The 14,193-nt window shown below is 43.7% G+C and carries 10 protein-coding genes, 1 tRNA gene and 1 other annotated feature; of the genes, 1 reads left to right on the top strand and 10 read right to left on the bottom strand.

Translation table 11 applies throughout. The features are described 5' to 3' along the window. Positions 1-81: 81 nt before the first annotated feature. From WKT01_RS05005 to WKT01_RS04960, 10 genes are all read right to left on the bottom strand, one after another. On the bottom strand, positions 82-1,434 hold the full coding sequence (locus tag WKT01_RS05005; protein WP_340311559.1) for a tetratricopeptide repeat protein: 1,353 nt from the start codon (positions 1,432-1,434) through the stop codon (positions 82-84). Positions 1,435-1,456: 22 nt separating this feature from the next. Continuing rightward, a complete protein-coding gene (locus WKT01_RS05000) occupies positions 1,457-1,591 on the bottom strand; it encodes a hypothetical protein (protein ID WP_267303972.1) in 135 nt (44 codons plus the stop codon). A 4-nt stretch (positions 1,592-1,595) separates the two neighbouring features. Continuing rightward, positions 1,596-2,873: a bifunctional folylpolyglutamate synthase/dihydrofolate synthase gene (locus WKT01_RS04995; RefSeq protein WP_059067260.1), complete on the bottom strand. Its 1,278-nt coding sequence runs from the start codon at positions 2,871-2,873 to the stop codon at positions 1,596-1,598. A 5-nt stretch (positions 2,874-2,878) separates the two neighbouring features. After that, positions 2,879-5,089: an LTA synthase family protein gene (locus WKT01_RS04990; protein WP_117974569.1), complete on the bottom strand. Its 2,211-nt coding sequence runs from the start codon at positions 5,087-5,089 to the stop codon at positions 2,879-2,881. Between the two features lie 16 nt (positions 5,090-5,105). Beyond that, positions 5,106-7,754 (bottom strand): valine--tRNA ligase, encoded by a 2,649-nt coding sequence (locus tag WKT01_RS04985; RefSeq protein ID WP_059067256.1) that lies wholly within the window; start codon positions 7,752-7,754, stop codon positions 5,106-5,108. 75 nt (positions 7,755-7,829) lie between these two features. Then, positions 7,830-8,111, bottom strand: a binding site (T-box leader). 116 nt (positions 8,112-8,227) lie between these two features. Beyond that, entirely contained in the window at positions 8,228-9,001 is a 774-nt protein-coding gene (locus WKT01_RS04980; protein WP_117974571.1) for a glucosaminidase domain-containing protein, read from the bottom strand. Positions 9,002-9,414: 413 nt separating this feature from the next. Continuing rightward, positions 9,415-9,486: transfer RNA gene (locus tag WKT01_RS04975), tRNA-Cys, on the bottom strand. Between the two features lie 179 nt (positions 9,487-9,665). Further along, on the bottom strand, positions 9,666-10,325 hold the full coding sequence (locus WKT01_RS04970; RefSeq protein ID WP_340311558.1) for a PepSY domain-containing protein: 660 nt from the start codon (positions 10,323-10,325) through the stop codon (positions 9,666-9,668). 219 nt (positions 10,326-10,544) lie between these two features. Next, on the bottom strand, positions 10,545-11,912 hold the full coding sequence (locus WKT01_RS04965; protein ID WP_059067251.1) for a sensor histidine kinase: 1,368 nt from the start codon (positions 11,910-11,912) through the stop codon (positions 10,545-10,547). Continuing rightward, the gene (locus WKT01_RS04960; RefSeq protein ID WP_340311557.1) at positions 11,909-12,583 is read right to left on the bottom strand and encodes a response regulator transcription factor; all 675 of its coding nucleotides are present in this window, start codon (positions 12,581-12,583) and stop codon (positions 11,909-11,911) included. Before WKT01_RS04960 ends, WKT01_RS04965 begins: the two co-directional genes overlap by 4 nt. A 245-nt stretch (positions 12,584-12,828) precedes the next feature. Here WKT01_RS04960 and WKT01_RS04955 point away from each other — a divergent pair, with 245 nt between their 5' ends. Next, positions 12,829-14,154, top strand: a complete 1,326-nt coding sequence (locus WKT01_RS04955; protein WP_059067247.1) for an MATE family efflux transporter — start codon at positions 12,829-12,831, stop codon at positions 14,152-14,154. Positions 14,155-14,193 lie beyond the last annotated feature (39 nt).

The following is a 14,193-nucleotide window of genomic DNA, read 5'->3' as shown; positions in this document are numbered from 1 at the left end:
TACTCCTCCTATAAGCTGCATAAAAAAAGAAAGATATGCCTTGCTGCACATCTTTCTCTTTCGTACTTTTGTTACATGTATCTATTCTTCTGTATTTTGGTTTTCAGACGCCTGCTGACTGGAAATCGTATCCAGATTCGTCTGCGCCTGCGCCGCTTTCTCTGTATCCGGGAACAATTCGATCAGACGCTTCAGATAGAGGATCGCATTGTCATTATCACCGTTTCCCATATAAGCAAGCCCCAGATTCAAAAGCGCTCCCCCGTCATCATAGGATTCATTCATTTTTACGACTGCACTCAACTGTGTGACCGCATTCTCGTAATTAGCGACTTCCAGAGATTCATTTCCCGCGCTGTATTTGATATCGCACGCTGTCGGATATATATTTCCCGTCATTTCATCGAACCTCGCCTGGGCGCCTTCTCCTAAAACATCCCTGTTCACATTGATCAGCGTATCTGCGATCACATCCTCTGAATAACTGCCGGAATCATACTGTGAAGATGCTGCCAGCAGATTTTCATAGCTTTCCTTTGTCTGTTCAGCTGTCTGGACGTCCTTTTCTGCATTTTCTCCGGAGATCCTATAATTGTCTAATGTTTTCTGCAGCGCGCTCGCCTGAGATTCCAGCGAATGGATCTTCTCACTGTATTCCAGTATCTCCTTATTATGCGCAGCAGTTTTCGATTGATTTACTGCAGGTGCGACCAAAAACCACACGATCGCTGCTCCGATCGCCGCTCCTACTAATATGTTCATAACCGTAAAATGTCCTGCCAATTCCCTGACGGCTGAATTTTTGGGCTGTATGATCGTTTCATTTCCCAGATGATACTCGACTGCTTCTCCTTTTTTGCTTTTTTCTTTTTTTCTGCTCTTTTTGCCTTTCACTGTCATCAGCTCATGGATGTACCGCAGTGTCATCTCGTTCGTTGTATCCAGCTTCCGTGCTGTTTTCAGTATCTGCCTCGCCTTCGCATACTGCTCTGTATGCAGATAAAGCAGCGCAAGCAACTGATACGCCTTTAAAAAAGAAGGATGATCAAGGATCACCTTTTTAAGCTGGATCACTGCCAGATCCTCTCCGTTTTGCGCGCAATATGCCAGACACTGATTATATTTTTTCACCGCCTGGTTGATCGTCTCCAGCCTGCTGGCCGAATTTTGTACCTTATTGATAAAATAATTGGCTATATTATCATGGGGCTTTAAATTCTTGCTGATAATCCACTCTACCAGCCCTTCTGCTACTTCTCCCCTTCCATAATACACAAGACCTAAAAGATTGCGCGCCGCGATATTCCCCCTGTTATACTGCAGACTTCTGCGCAGAGAAACAACAGCGCCGGACATATCCCGTATCTGTGCTTTCTTGAGACCGTCATTATACCAGTAATTCGACTGATATATGATCTTCTTCGTATAATCCATTTATACTCACCATAATCTTTCTTTACTTCGTCTGATCCATCACTTCTCTTAAAAGGTCCGTCATGTCCGACAGATCCTCCTGGTAGACAGCCCCTTCAATATCTTCGACTTCCAGACTTGGCTTGAATTTCTTTAGTTCTTCTTCATAATCCAACATACACTTAGACCTCCTGCATCAACGCTTTTATCTCACCGGCCAGATAAAGTGAGCCCAGACAATAGACGGTATGTCCTTTGCGGTGTACTCTTAAATAAGAAATCGCTTCCTCGATCGTCTCCTTCATAATGACCGGCCTGTCCGTATATTTCCTAAAAATATCCCTTAGTACCTCCGGACGGACTGCCCGTGTGTTATTGATCGCTGTTACCATATAGAAATCAGACGGCACTTCTGCGCAGAGGATATGTATCATTTCTTCATACGCTTTCTCCTGTACGGCAGAAAACAAAATGATCTTCTTCTCTGTTTTGGGCACACTTGCCGCGAAACCTTCTACTGCGCTTGTGTTATGTGCCCCATCAATATAAAAGTCCGGAAAGATTTCCTCCATCCTGCCTGCACGGCGCAGCGCAGCAAGTGCCTTCCTCCACCTGTCAGGATGCCCTTCGGCGCCAAACAAAAAGCGCATAGCCTCCAACGCAAGCATAGCATTCTCCACCTGATAAATCCCGATATTTCCAAGATTCCATGTGGTATTTCCATAATACGCATTTGAACAGGAAAAAGCAATATATTTCCCTGTAATTGCAAGAATTTCGTACGCACTTTTCCCTATTTTTTTACATGGACAGCCCATTTTTTTCGCATGTTTTTCAATAACTATATTGCTTTCTGTCTTTCCTTCCGCAAAAAAGACCGGAACACCTGGTTTTATGATCCCCGCCTTTTCCGCCGCGATCTGTCCCAATGTATTCCCCAGATATTCCATATGATCCATGCCAATAGAAGTAAGCACTGTCAAAACTGGATGTTTTACTACATTCGTCGCATCCAGTCTGCCTCCAAGCCCTGTCTCTGTGACCGCATACTCGACGCCTGCTTTGGCAAAGGCAAGAGCCGCCATTCCAAACAAAAATTCGAAAAATGTCGGATGGGGCGCCCCTTTTTCTTCCATCTGTCTGACCGTTCTTAATACTTCTTCAAAAACTGCCGCAAATTCCTCATCTGTTATTTCGCAGCCGTTTATCACGATCCTCTCGTTCATCTTTATAAGATGTGGAGAGGTGAACAGACCCACTGTTTTTCCCTCGCTTAGAAGCATAGCGTTTACATAAGCACATACAGATCCTTTTCCGTTTGTCCCAGCCACATGGATCACTTTCATCTTTTCCTGTGGGTCACCCAGTTCCGCAAGAAATTGTTCTGTATGCAGCAGTGTATTTTTCTTTGTAAATTTCGGTATGTCTAAAATATACCCTATTGCTTCCTCATATGTCATTGTATCTATTCCGTTTCCTTATCTACAAACGCATTTCTTCCTGTCTCTACAGCATCCTCTGCTTTCGGAAGTTCTGTAAGTTTTCCATCCTGATATTTATATTCTGCCGATTCCCTAAAAATCGTATTGCTGGAGCCGACTTGATCTACTTTGATAATATCACCATCTTCTAGTTCAGAGTCTTTTAGGTCGATTCTTGTATTATTCAGGAAAATACCGTCTTGCTTTTCATCATTGATATAAATCTTACTTTGTTTTGTAAAGTTCTCTCCATATATACTGTACGTTCCGTCCAGCTGCTCCACGATCTCTGTGATCGACGCATCTTTGACGCCCATTACCATATGCCCTTCTGTGATCGGACAGCCGCTGTCTTCATATACATATTGTTCTCCGTAAAGCAAGTCATACTGCAAAAGTTCCAGATCTGCCAAATAATTTTTCGTCTGTCGTCTCTCCTGATGGTAATTAAACACAGTGCCGGAATGGATATCCAGACGTTCGAACACCTCTGCCATGATCTGATATGCCGCCAGATTCATGTCTTGCTTCTCCAGCCCGATGTTATCCCAAATGACATAATTTGTATTGTACAGATATTTGCCTTTTAAATCTTTTGCCTCCAGTCCCATAGTCGGCAGATGATCTCCATAGAAGACCACTACAGTAGGCTCATCTCGTTCTTCTATTGCCTGAATGAGTTCGCCCGCAAACGCATCCATCTCATACACCATATTTACATAGTACTCCCAAGCATTGCGTTCGCCTTCATCTTCCACACCGCTGACGACGATCTCCGGATCCTCGATCTTTTTCTCTGTCGGATATTCTCCATGTCCCTGCACACTGATCGTAAAGACAAAATCCTGCCCCTCTGTCGTATCCATGGACTCCATGATATTGGGCACAAGAATATCGTCTGTCGCCCATCCGTTTGGAGTCGTCTGCAGTATATTCATAAATTCCTTGCTCGTAAAATGATCAAATCCCATATGGTTGAACACCTGCGCGCGACTGTAGAAATTACCGCCGTTATTATGCAGCGCCTCCGCCCCATATCCAAGATCTGTCAGAGCCGTGGCAGCACTCTCCAATGTCTTTGTCTTTGCGTACGTCTTATATGGATATTCTCCCGGTCCAAAGAAACGCATGCTCATTCCTGTGAGTACTTCAAATTCTGTATTTGCTGTTCCAGCTCCCACCGACGGCGCTTTAAAATATCCACTGGAATATTCACTAAACATTTTTCTTAAATTGGGGATAGGATCTTCTGAAAACTGCAGCCACTCTACTTCTGTGGGATCAAAGAAAGATTCCAGCTGCACAAACAAAATATTCGGCAGTTGTTCCTCACTTCTGCCAGTCTCACTCTTTGTAATCTCTCCATGCTCACTGATCTTTTGCATGTTTTCTTCACTATAACCGGAGGGTTTTGAAATACCCGTGTTAAAAATACTTGCCGTGAAGCAATAAGGAAATCCATAATCCTCATAGGCAAAAGCAATATTGCCAAAATAATTAGAAACCACTCTTTTATCGATCGCGAGATTCGTCAGAAGCACATAGGCGCCAAGCCAAAATACAACGCCTACTAGAGCTAATAGACGATGCATCTTCCCCGTATACTGGCCGCCTCTCCTCCACATGGAAATAATCCAGAGCACGACCGCCCCAATCCCCACGATCAAAAGAATCAGCTCAAATGTATTAAAATAATTTCCCGTCAATGACAGTGCGTCGGACAGCACTTTAAGATCCTGTGCATTAAACGGCGTCACTCTTTTTAAAAGCAAATATCCATTGCAGGTCCCCAGAAACAGCCAGAATACACTTAAAAGTATCCGGGCAAACAGACGCCTTCTGACCAGATATACAATAGAAAAGGTAGCAAATATCAGAAACGCATTGAAAAAGAATACCTTCGGTGAACCCGTGAAGTATTCCCACGCCTCAAAAAACGAGTGCCTGGATATAACTTCGATAAAAAAGTTCAAAATACATGCCAGCACATAGTGGAGCGGCAGGGAAAATCTATCCATCATTTTATAAACCGGCTGCATTTTCTTTGCGAATTTACCGTTTCTGCGTTCCTCCAGTATTTTCTGCCGCCGTTCTCTGCGTTCTTTCCAGTGCCTTTTTATATCTTCTTTTTTCAGACTTTTGATTTTTTCAAAAAATCCTTTCACATCCGGCTTCTTGATTTGAATGCGTTTCATGTATGACCTCTTTTCTCTACTTCTTTAATCCTGCCATTCTCTCCTGTACCTGGGTAAGCATCTGTGTGTATTTTTCCAGTTTCTTACGCTCTTCTTCTACCTTCGCCTGAGGCGCCTTGTTTACAAATTTTTCATTTGAAAGCATGCCTTGGGCTCTTTTAATTTCTTTTTTCAGCTTTTCTTCTTCTTTTTCCAGACGTTCTCTCTCCTGCTCAAAGTCCACCAGATCTTCCAATGGTAAATACGTGACTGCGTCCGGCACAACGACCGAAACGGCATCGTCAGAAAGAGCCGGTTTTTCTCCTGCTATAAATATCTCCGCTGCGTTCATAAGCGGTTTTACCGCATCTGTAAGGGATCCAAAGCCTTCTTGCAGCTTCGCATCTTCTGTGACAATATATACTTTTGTCTTTCTGCTGTTCTCTACGTTCATCTCCGCGCGGATATTTCTGATCCCCCGCACGATCTCCTTCATATGCCCGACAACACGCTCTGCTTCTCTGTAAACTCTCTCCTCTGTATAAACCGGCCAAGAAGACATCATCAGAGATTCTTCTTCCGGCACGAGTGCCTCATAGATCTCCTCTGTCACAAACGGCATGAACGGATGCAGCATCTTCAGCGCCTGTCCCAGGACCGTCTTCAGTGTCCAAAGTGCCGCGTTCGCAGCTTCCGGATCTTCTTCTTTATGATAGATGCGGAACTTCGCCATCTCGATATACCAGTCGCAGAATTCATCCCAGATGAAATCATAGACTTTCTGTACTGCGATCCCCAACTCAAATTTATCCATATTCTCTGTCACGTCTTTTGCCAGGGTATTGACAGAGGACAATATCCATTTATCTGCCAGCGTAAGAGCAGACTCCTCTGGTTTTTTCAGATTTTCATTTTCTATATTCATCAAGATAAACCGAGATGCATTCCATACTTTATTCGCAAAGTTTCTGCTCGCCTCTACTCTCTCTGTATAGAAACGCATATCGTTTCCGGGCGCATTCCCCGTAACCAATGTCAGACGCAGTGCGTCAGCGCCGTATTGATCGATGATCTCCAGCGGATCGATTCCATTGCCAAGGGATTTACTCATCTTTCTCCCCTGGGAATCTCTGACAAGTCCATGGATCAGTACCGTGTGGAACGGAGATTTTCCAGTATGAGCATACCCTGAAAATACCATACGGATCACCCAGAAAAAGATAATGTCATAACCAGTCACCAGCACATCTGTCGGATAGAAATAATCCAGATCCTCTGTTTTATCCGGCCAGCCAAGAGTAGAAAACGGCCATAACGCGGAAGAAAACCATGTATCCAGCGTGTCTTCATCCTGTGTAAAGTGTGTACATCCACAATGCGGACATTTCTCCGGCATTTCTCTTGCCACTACAAATTCTCCGCAGTCATCACAATAATATGCCGGGATTCTGTGTCCCCACCAGATTTGTCTGGAAATACACCAATCTTTGATATTTTCCAACCAATGCAGATAGATTTTGTCAAAACGTTCCGGAACAAATTTCAACTCCCCGTTCTTCAATGCGTCTATCGCAGGTTTTGCCAATTCGTCCATCTTTACAAACCACTGCTGTTTGATAAGTGGTTCCACGGTTGTGCCACAGCGGTCATGTGTCCCTACATTATGAGAATGAGGTTCGATCTTTACAAGATACCCCTGCTCTTTTAGATCCTTTACAATCGCTTTTCGCGCTTCATAACGTTCCATGCCGGCATATTTCCCGCCCTTTTCATTGATCGTGGCGTCATCATTCATAATGTTGATCTCTTCCAGACCGTGGCGCTTGCCGACTTCAAAATCATTCGGGTCATGAGCCGGTGTGATCTTCACAGCTCCTGTTCCGAACTCTTTATCTACATAGTAGTCTGCCACGATCGGTATCTCTTTATTTACAAGCGGCAGCAGAACTTTCTTTCCTACTATATCTTTATATCTCTCGTCATCCGGGTGTACCGCGATCGCTGTATCACCTAGCATCGTTTCCGGTCGGGTGGTAGCGATCTCCAGGAAACGTTCTGTCCCTACGATCGGATATTTAATATGCCAGAAGTGGCCTTCCTGCTCCTCATGCTCTACTTCTGCATCCGAAAGAGAAGTCTTGCATTTCGGACACCAGTTAATAATTCTGGAGCCTTTATAAATATATCCTTTTTCATACAGACTGATAAATACCTCTTCTACCGCCTTAGAGCAGCCTTCGTCCATTGTAAAACGTTCTCTGTCCCAATCGCAGGAGATTCCCAGCTTCTTCAGCTGATTCTCGATCGTCCCCGCATATTCTTCTTTCCACTGCCAGGTCCTCTCTAAAAAACCTTCCCTGCCTAGTTCTTTCTTATCGATCCCTTCTTCTTTTAACTGGTTCGTCACCTTTACTTCTGTAGAGATCGCCGCATGGTCTGTTCCCGGTATCCAGAGCGCATTATACCCTTCCATCCTTTTGTATCTGATCAAAATGTCCTGCAGTGTGTTGTCCAACGCATGCCCCATATGAAGTTTACCTGTAATATTCGGGGGCGGCATTACAGTTGTAAACGGTTTTCTGCTCCTGTCTGCCTCTGCATGAAAGTATTTATTCTCACACCATCTTTCATACAGCTTTTCCTCAATCTCTTTTGGGTTATAAGTTTTTGCCAATTCTCTGCTCATGACTTCCTCCTTATGCTCCTCTCATTCCTTCACATAAATTTCACATTTAAAAATAAGAAAAGCCCTTTACATATCGTAAAGGGCGAAAAGTTCCGCGGTACCACCTTAATTCATATGAATCTCCTTTGTACATCCATACTCTCTTAGTCCTGTAACGCAGACTGTCACGTGATTTCCTACTGTTTCTTCTATATGTTATACTGCTATATAGATTTTCATGTTGCTGCATAGTTCTTTTCAGAAATCCAGTTCAGAAGCTACTTTCCGCTATCCTTTTTTCCAAAACTGCCTTCCAGCCTCCGGGCAGTTCTCTCTGTCTGGAAGTAATACCGTACTCCTCTTCCTCAATACCTTTATATTTTAACAAATTGTTAAATAATAATTAACTAATGCCTATCATATCTTTCCGGGGCTGATTTGTCAAGATTTTTAGATAATCTTTAGAATTTCGAATCTTTAAAATTTCCCCAAAATCAGTTTTCCATATTTTTCATTTTATTGATCATATCTACAATATCATACCCGTAATTTTCTCCGGTTGCCCATCCTGCTCCTTCCGGATTTTCTTTCTGCCCAAGCCATTCCACATAAGGCGCCGAGCCCTTCTTTACATATTCATACCGATCGTCTACACATGCCTGTGCCAGTGCGTCTGCCGTAGCGTACGCTTTCAAATGCTGTATCTGAGCGCGTATTCCTGTCCTTACATCCGGATAGGAGTTCCCCGGCACACCGCCCCCCGTTGTCCCGATCCCCGCAAAATTAAACTGTTCTATAGAAGCGTCTCCTCCATACTGAAGCCATCCTGTCTCCTTCATGGTCTGTACAAATGCCACCTCCGGACGCACGCCTTCTGCAGAAGCTTCCTCATAATACATCTGGCAAAAAGCTTCTATACTTTGTGCTCCCCCTTTGCCAAGCGCCTCTGTCGGATATTCTTCGCCTGACTGCTCAAAAAAGGACACCATCTGCTTTACCGTGACCGTACTCTCTCCCATGATCGGATATTGCCCGTCTGCGATCACCTCTTCGGCTGTCTCCTTCTTCTCTTTCTGCTCTTTTCCCGCTCCTTCTTCGTCTTCTGCTCCCTGTCCATTCTCTTCTTTTGCTTCAATACTAGCGGACTTCCCTTGCGCATCCTTTGTAAAAACTCCGCGCGCTCCTGCCAAACCAAGTGTCAGGACCAACAGCAAGGCAAGTCCTGCTTCCAGCCAGAATTTCAGTTTTTCCCTGTTCTTTTCGTCCATATATCTCTTACACCCCACCGGTATACAAACTCACTGCTGCCGTTACTTTTCAAATCATCTCAGAGTTTTTTATTATATACTATATTCCAAAGACAATCCAGTCATGCAAGAAAGAAATATACCTTATCTGGCAAACCTCGCCTGCCTGGCCGCTTAAGTTTATGTTTCTGTTTAAAAAAATCGACTTCGCGCTGCTACTGAATTCCAAACAGAAGTATTTATTTCTTTCCGTGGGTATGGAGGAAGATACAGACAGCGTCATCTGACGCCTGTGCTAATAAAAATAATCCGGCAACTGGATAAAACAGAAGAATCTGTACAGAACAGATTATCAGACTGTGTTTAAGAAAAACATAAAACTCTTTCTATAGATGCACATCTAAAGAGATACTCTTACTTTACTGCAACAAAAGAGGCGCAGACCGGATTTGAACCGGTGAATCAGGGTGTTGCAGACCCACGCCTTACCGCTTGGCTACTGCGCCTTGAATAGATTGAATAGATTGTTTATACTGCATATACTATTCATACAGCTTTTAAATTATACCGCAATTTTTGCTTTTCGTCAAATTTCTGACTTTGTTTTTCTATAATTTTTTCTATCATAAAAAGTGGTTCGGTCATGTGTCTTCTTTGTACATAACTGAACCACTTCCCTACTTCTCTATCGTCTTTCTTCACTCCACTCTAAGATCGTCCCCGTATTTGCATCAATCTCGAATTCATACTCTCTTTGCTCGTGGATAATATCTCCTTCGTATTTGTACTTTCCATCGTCATAATCCAGTTCAATCCGAACATCTGCTTCTGTTGCTCCAGACACACGTTCTAAAGCAATCTGGATTGCCTGTTCCTGGCTTATATCCACATTGGCAGAATAACTGCCGGATGCCTGCCCTGCATTGCCGCCGTTTTCTGCATTTCCGTTCTCTCCAGATCCACCGGCATTATCTGTCTGTCCAGACTGACCTTCGCTTCCCGCCTGGTCTGACGTTCCTTCGGCTGAACCACCTTCTTTATTATACGGTATCGTTTGTATCGTTTCCGTATCCACGCTCACAATGTCCCCATCTCTTGCATCGATCTCATAATCGTATTCCTTTCCATTTACATCAAACTGTATCTCATATATTTTTCTTCCGTCATCTCTGTCTGTTGATACTCTTAATCTGGTCGTATCTTCCTCCTTGACGCCGGCATCTGCCAACGCAACATCCAGCGCCTCTTCTTTTCCAATATCTCTGCCGCCTCCCAAGCCACATCCTGTAAGCATTCCTAAAATTGTTATCGAAACCATAGCTGCTGCCATATATTTTTTTATCATATTGCATTTCTCCTTTTCTTTTTTCTGCTTTTTCTTTATCTTGATAGCAGTATACCCCGGAAAGATTAAAAAAAGATTAAATTGCACTGCTATATTTACAATATTTTTTGCTTTTACTCTATCTTTATTAAATTTTTTATAGCTAAGACCAAAAAACATTTCTAATTATCTTATAAAAATATCTATAAAGGCATCACAGGCAAAAGAAAGCTTTCTGATTCAAGCAGGAAAACAAAAGATGAAGCTGCTTCCTTTATCCTTTTCACTCTTGACTTCTATTCGTCCGCCGTGTGCCTGCACGATCCACTTTACCATAGACAGACCCAGACCAGAATGGCTGCTGTCTGTCCGGGATACATCCGCCCGGTAGAACCGTTCCCATATATGAGGCAGAGCTTCCGCAGCTATTCCGATCCCGTTATCCTCTACAGTTCCGATGATCTCTCCACCTCTCTCTTTCAAAGATACTTTTACCCATCCCTTTTCTTTGCTGTAATACACTGCATTTGAAAGTAAATTCACCAGCAGGCGAATGTAGAAACTTTCATCTGCTTCCATATAGATATGCGGAGCAATGTCCGTATAAAAGGTTATATCTTTCCCTTTTTCCTGTGCCAGCATCTGCTGTTCTTCTACTGTCATCTCCGTGAGTTCACTGATATTGATCCTTTCTTTCTGAATCGTTTGTCTGCCTTCATCTATACGAGACAACAAGAGAAGATTCGAGATCATTCCTGCCATCTGGCGTGCTTTTCTCTCTATCAGCTGTATCTGTTCTCTCTGTTTCCCGGACATTTCTTCATCTGCCAGACAGGTCTCACATTGTGCCAGAATGACGCTGACAGGAGTACGCAGCTCATGAGAGACATCAGACGTGAACTGCTTTTCTCTTTGGAATACCTCCTCCAACTGTCCAAGCATCTGGTCAAACGTATATGCCAGAGAATAAATCTCATCTCTGCAGCAAGTCTGTTCTTCCGTCAATTCTACTCTTCTGGACAAATCCGCATCCGCCTGTATTCCCTGTACGGTTTCTGTAATCTTCTTGACCGGAAGCAGCGTCCGCCTTGTAAATCGATACCCTATGAATGCTTCCACTATGACCAGAACCGGTAAGATGATAAAGGCAAGCCGCATTGTGATACGAAAGCTTTCTTCCGCGTCACTGACCGAAGTGACACCTCTGATCATAATTTCTGTTTCTTCTTCCAGACGGTAAGACAAGTCATATACATACCATTCCTTATCTTTTTGTCGTATTTTACGCACTTCTCCGTCAGAAAATTCGGGCTGCCCATCAAAACCATACGGAATTTTACCAAACAAGAAATAACCGTCCCTTTTATATACGGAAAGATAGATTCCATTTTCTGCCGAATAAAGATCCGAATCTGCTTCCAGTATTCCATCTTCCAATTCAATATCTTCCACGCTTTCCTGTACCCGTCTCTCTAACTGATTCTGCGCAGAAGTAAGGACCTCTCTGCTGCTTATGGAAATCAAGATCCCTAAAGCAGTACAGGTCACCAGAATGGTGAAAAATGTATATACAATGGTCAGTTTTACTTTCAATGACAGTCTCTTCATTCTTTCTCCTTCAATGTATAACCCGCGCCGCGCACCGTGTGGATCAGCTTTTTTTCAAATCCTTCATCTATCTTTTTGCGCAGATACCGGATATATACGTCTATCACATTGGAACTGCCTGCATAATCATAATTCCAAAGATGCTGTTCTAACTTTTCTCTGGACAGGACAATCCCTTTATTCTGAATCATATATCTTAACAAGGAAAACTCTTTGCCCGATAAAGAGATTTCCTTTCCGTCTCTTAGAACCTGATGGGTATCGACATGTACTTCCAATCCTCCGACTCTGTAGCAGGAGTCTTCTGACTTTTCCGGTCTGCGCAGCAGTACACGAATCCTGGCCAGTAGTTCTTCAAACGCAAACGGTTTCACCAAATAGTCATTGGCTCCGGCATCCAGACCTTTCACCCTATCTTCTATACTATCCTTTGCGGTAAGCAAAAGTACCGGCACACTTTTATTTTTCTTTCGCAATTGCTTCAAGACAGACAGGCCGTCTTTCTTTGGCATCATAATATCCAGTATAAGCGCGTCATATTCCGCCCCCGCAATATAATCCAGCGCTTCCTCCCCATCAAAACAAGCATCTACGCTGTAGTGCTCTTCTTTTAAACGGGAAGCCAGGAGCTGGTTTAAATCTCTCTCATCCTCTGCTATCAATATCCGCATCTGTATCACCTCTTTTTCCAGTATACTCTAGTTTCTCTTTACCTGACAAGTATGCCTTCGCACACCAGTTTCAACACGCTTATTCTAGCCTCTTTAGATTAAAATAAGATGAAAAAATATACTTGAGATAAGAATTTTTCTATGGTATTCTTAGTATCATTACTTTTTGACAAGACAAATATAAATCTTTACCGTCAGAAACGGTCACACCTAGATCAGACATTCCAGGCAGGAGGATTTGCTGTATGCATACAAATGAATTTATTACAAAACCGGTACGTCAGGTATTTCTCTATTATTTGTTCCCATCCATCTGCGGAACCATGGTAACCTCTATCTATGTGCTGGCAGACACGATTATCATAGGACAACGACTGGGAGCGGTCGGACTTGCCGCTTTGAATATCGCGCTCCCGGTTTACAATATTTTCTTCGGCATGGGATTGCTCTGCGGTGTGGGCGGTTCTGTTCTGATGTCTATTTCCCGTGGGAAAGGCAAAAAAGAAGAAGGAGACGCCTTTTTTAGCACTGCTTTGCTCTTTACATTTATCCTGTGGATCCTCTCCCTGGTCTTCTGTTCTATTTTTATGGAAGACATCGCCTGGCTGCTTGGCGCTACAGAAGAGACGTTTCCCTATATCATGGACTACATCCCTTATATTATATGGGGAATGGGAGTATTCTTTTTTTCTTCCTTCCTGCAGACATTTGTGCGCAACGACGGCGCTCCAAAACTCGCCATGAACGCAGTCATCTCCGGCGGGATCACCAATATACTTTTAGACTATCTCTTTGTCTTTCCGCTTGACATGGGAATGAAGGGCGCAGCTCTTGCCACAGTCATCGGATCTTCTCTGACTGTGCTCATACTGTGCACCCATTTTTTCTCAAGAAAAAACCAACTGAAATTTACACCGCGGGCTTTTTCTCTTGTTTTTCTTGGAAAAGTGCTCGCCAATGGTTTCACCAGTTTTGTCATCGAGATTGCCTCCGGTTTTACCATCTTTATTTTCAACTGGCAGCTCCTGCATTATCTGGGAAATACAGGCGTCAGTGTATATGGGATTATCAGTAACACAGCCATCGTCGTCACCTGTCTGTATAAAGGCGTAGAGCAGGCGGCACAGCCGATTCTGTCCAGCAATCACGGAGCAGGACTTACCGACCGGATCTTAAAGATCCAGTCTCTCTCCATATGGACTTCCCTGCTCGTCTGTATGCTGCCTCTCCTTCCCGGGCTTCTCGCTCCCAATCTGTTTACCTATATTTTCTTAAGCCCCACAGAAGAAATCCTTGCCCTGGCGGCGCCTGCCATACGGATCTATTTCATCGGTTTTCTCTTTTTAGGCGTCAATATGGTCTTTATCTGTTATTTCCAGTCTGTGGCAAAGGCTGCACATTCTCTTGCCCTGTGCCTGCTGCGAGGATGTATCCTAGTCGTCGCCTTTGTTTATCTGCTCCCGCTTATATGTGGAAGCAATGGCATCTGGATCGCTTTTCCGGCAGCGGAATTCCTGACCATGCTTGTAGGGATCCGGTTGTACAGAAAAGATATACTTACACTTCCATAGGGCTTGACAGCGATTGGGAGGCAAGCCTAAGATAAATGT

It is taken from the genome of Mediterraneibacter sp. ICN-202921, assembly GCF_037890075.1.
GTDB lineage: Bacteria > Bacillota > Clostridia > Lachnospirales > Lachnospiraceae > Mediterraneibacter > Mediterraneibacter massiliensis.
The sequence above is the reverse complement of the archived record's forward strand: the minus strand, read 5'-3'. Positions and strand labels throughout refer to the sequence as shown.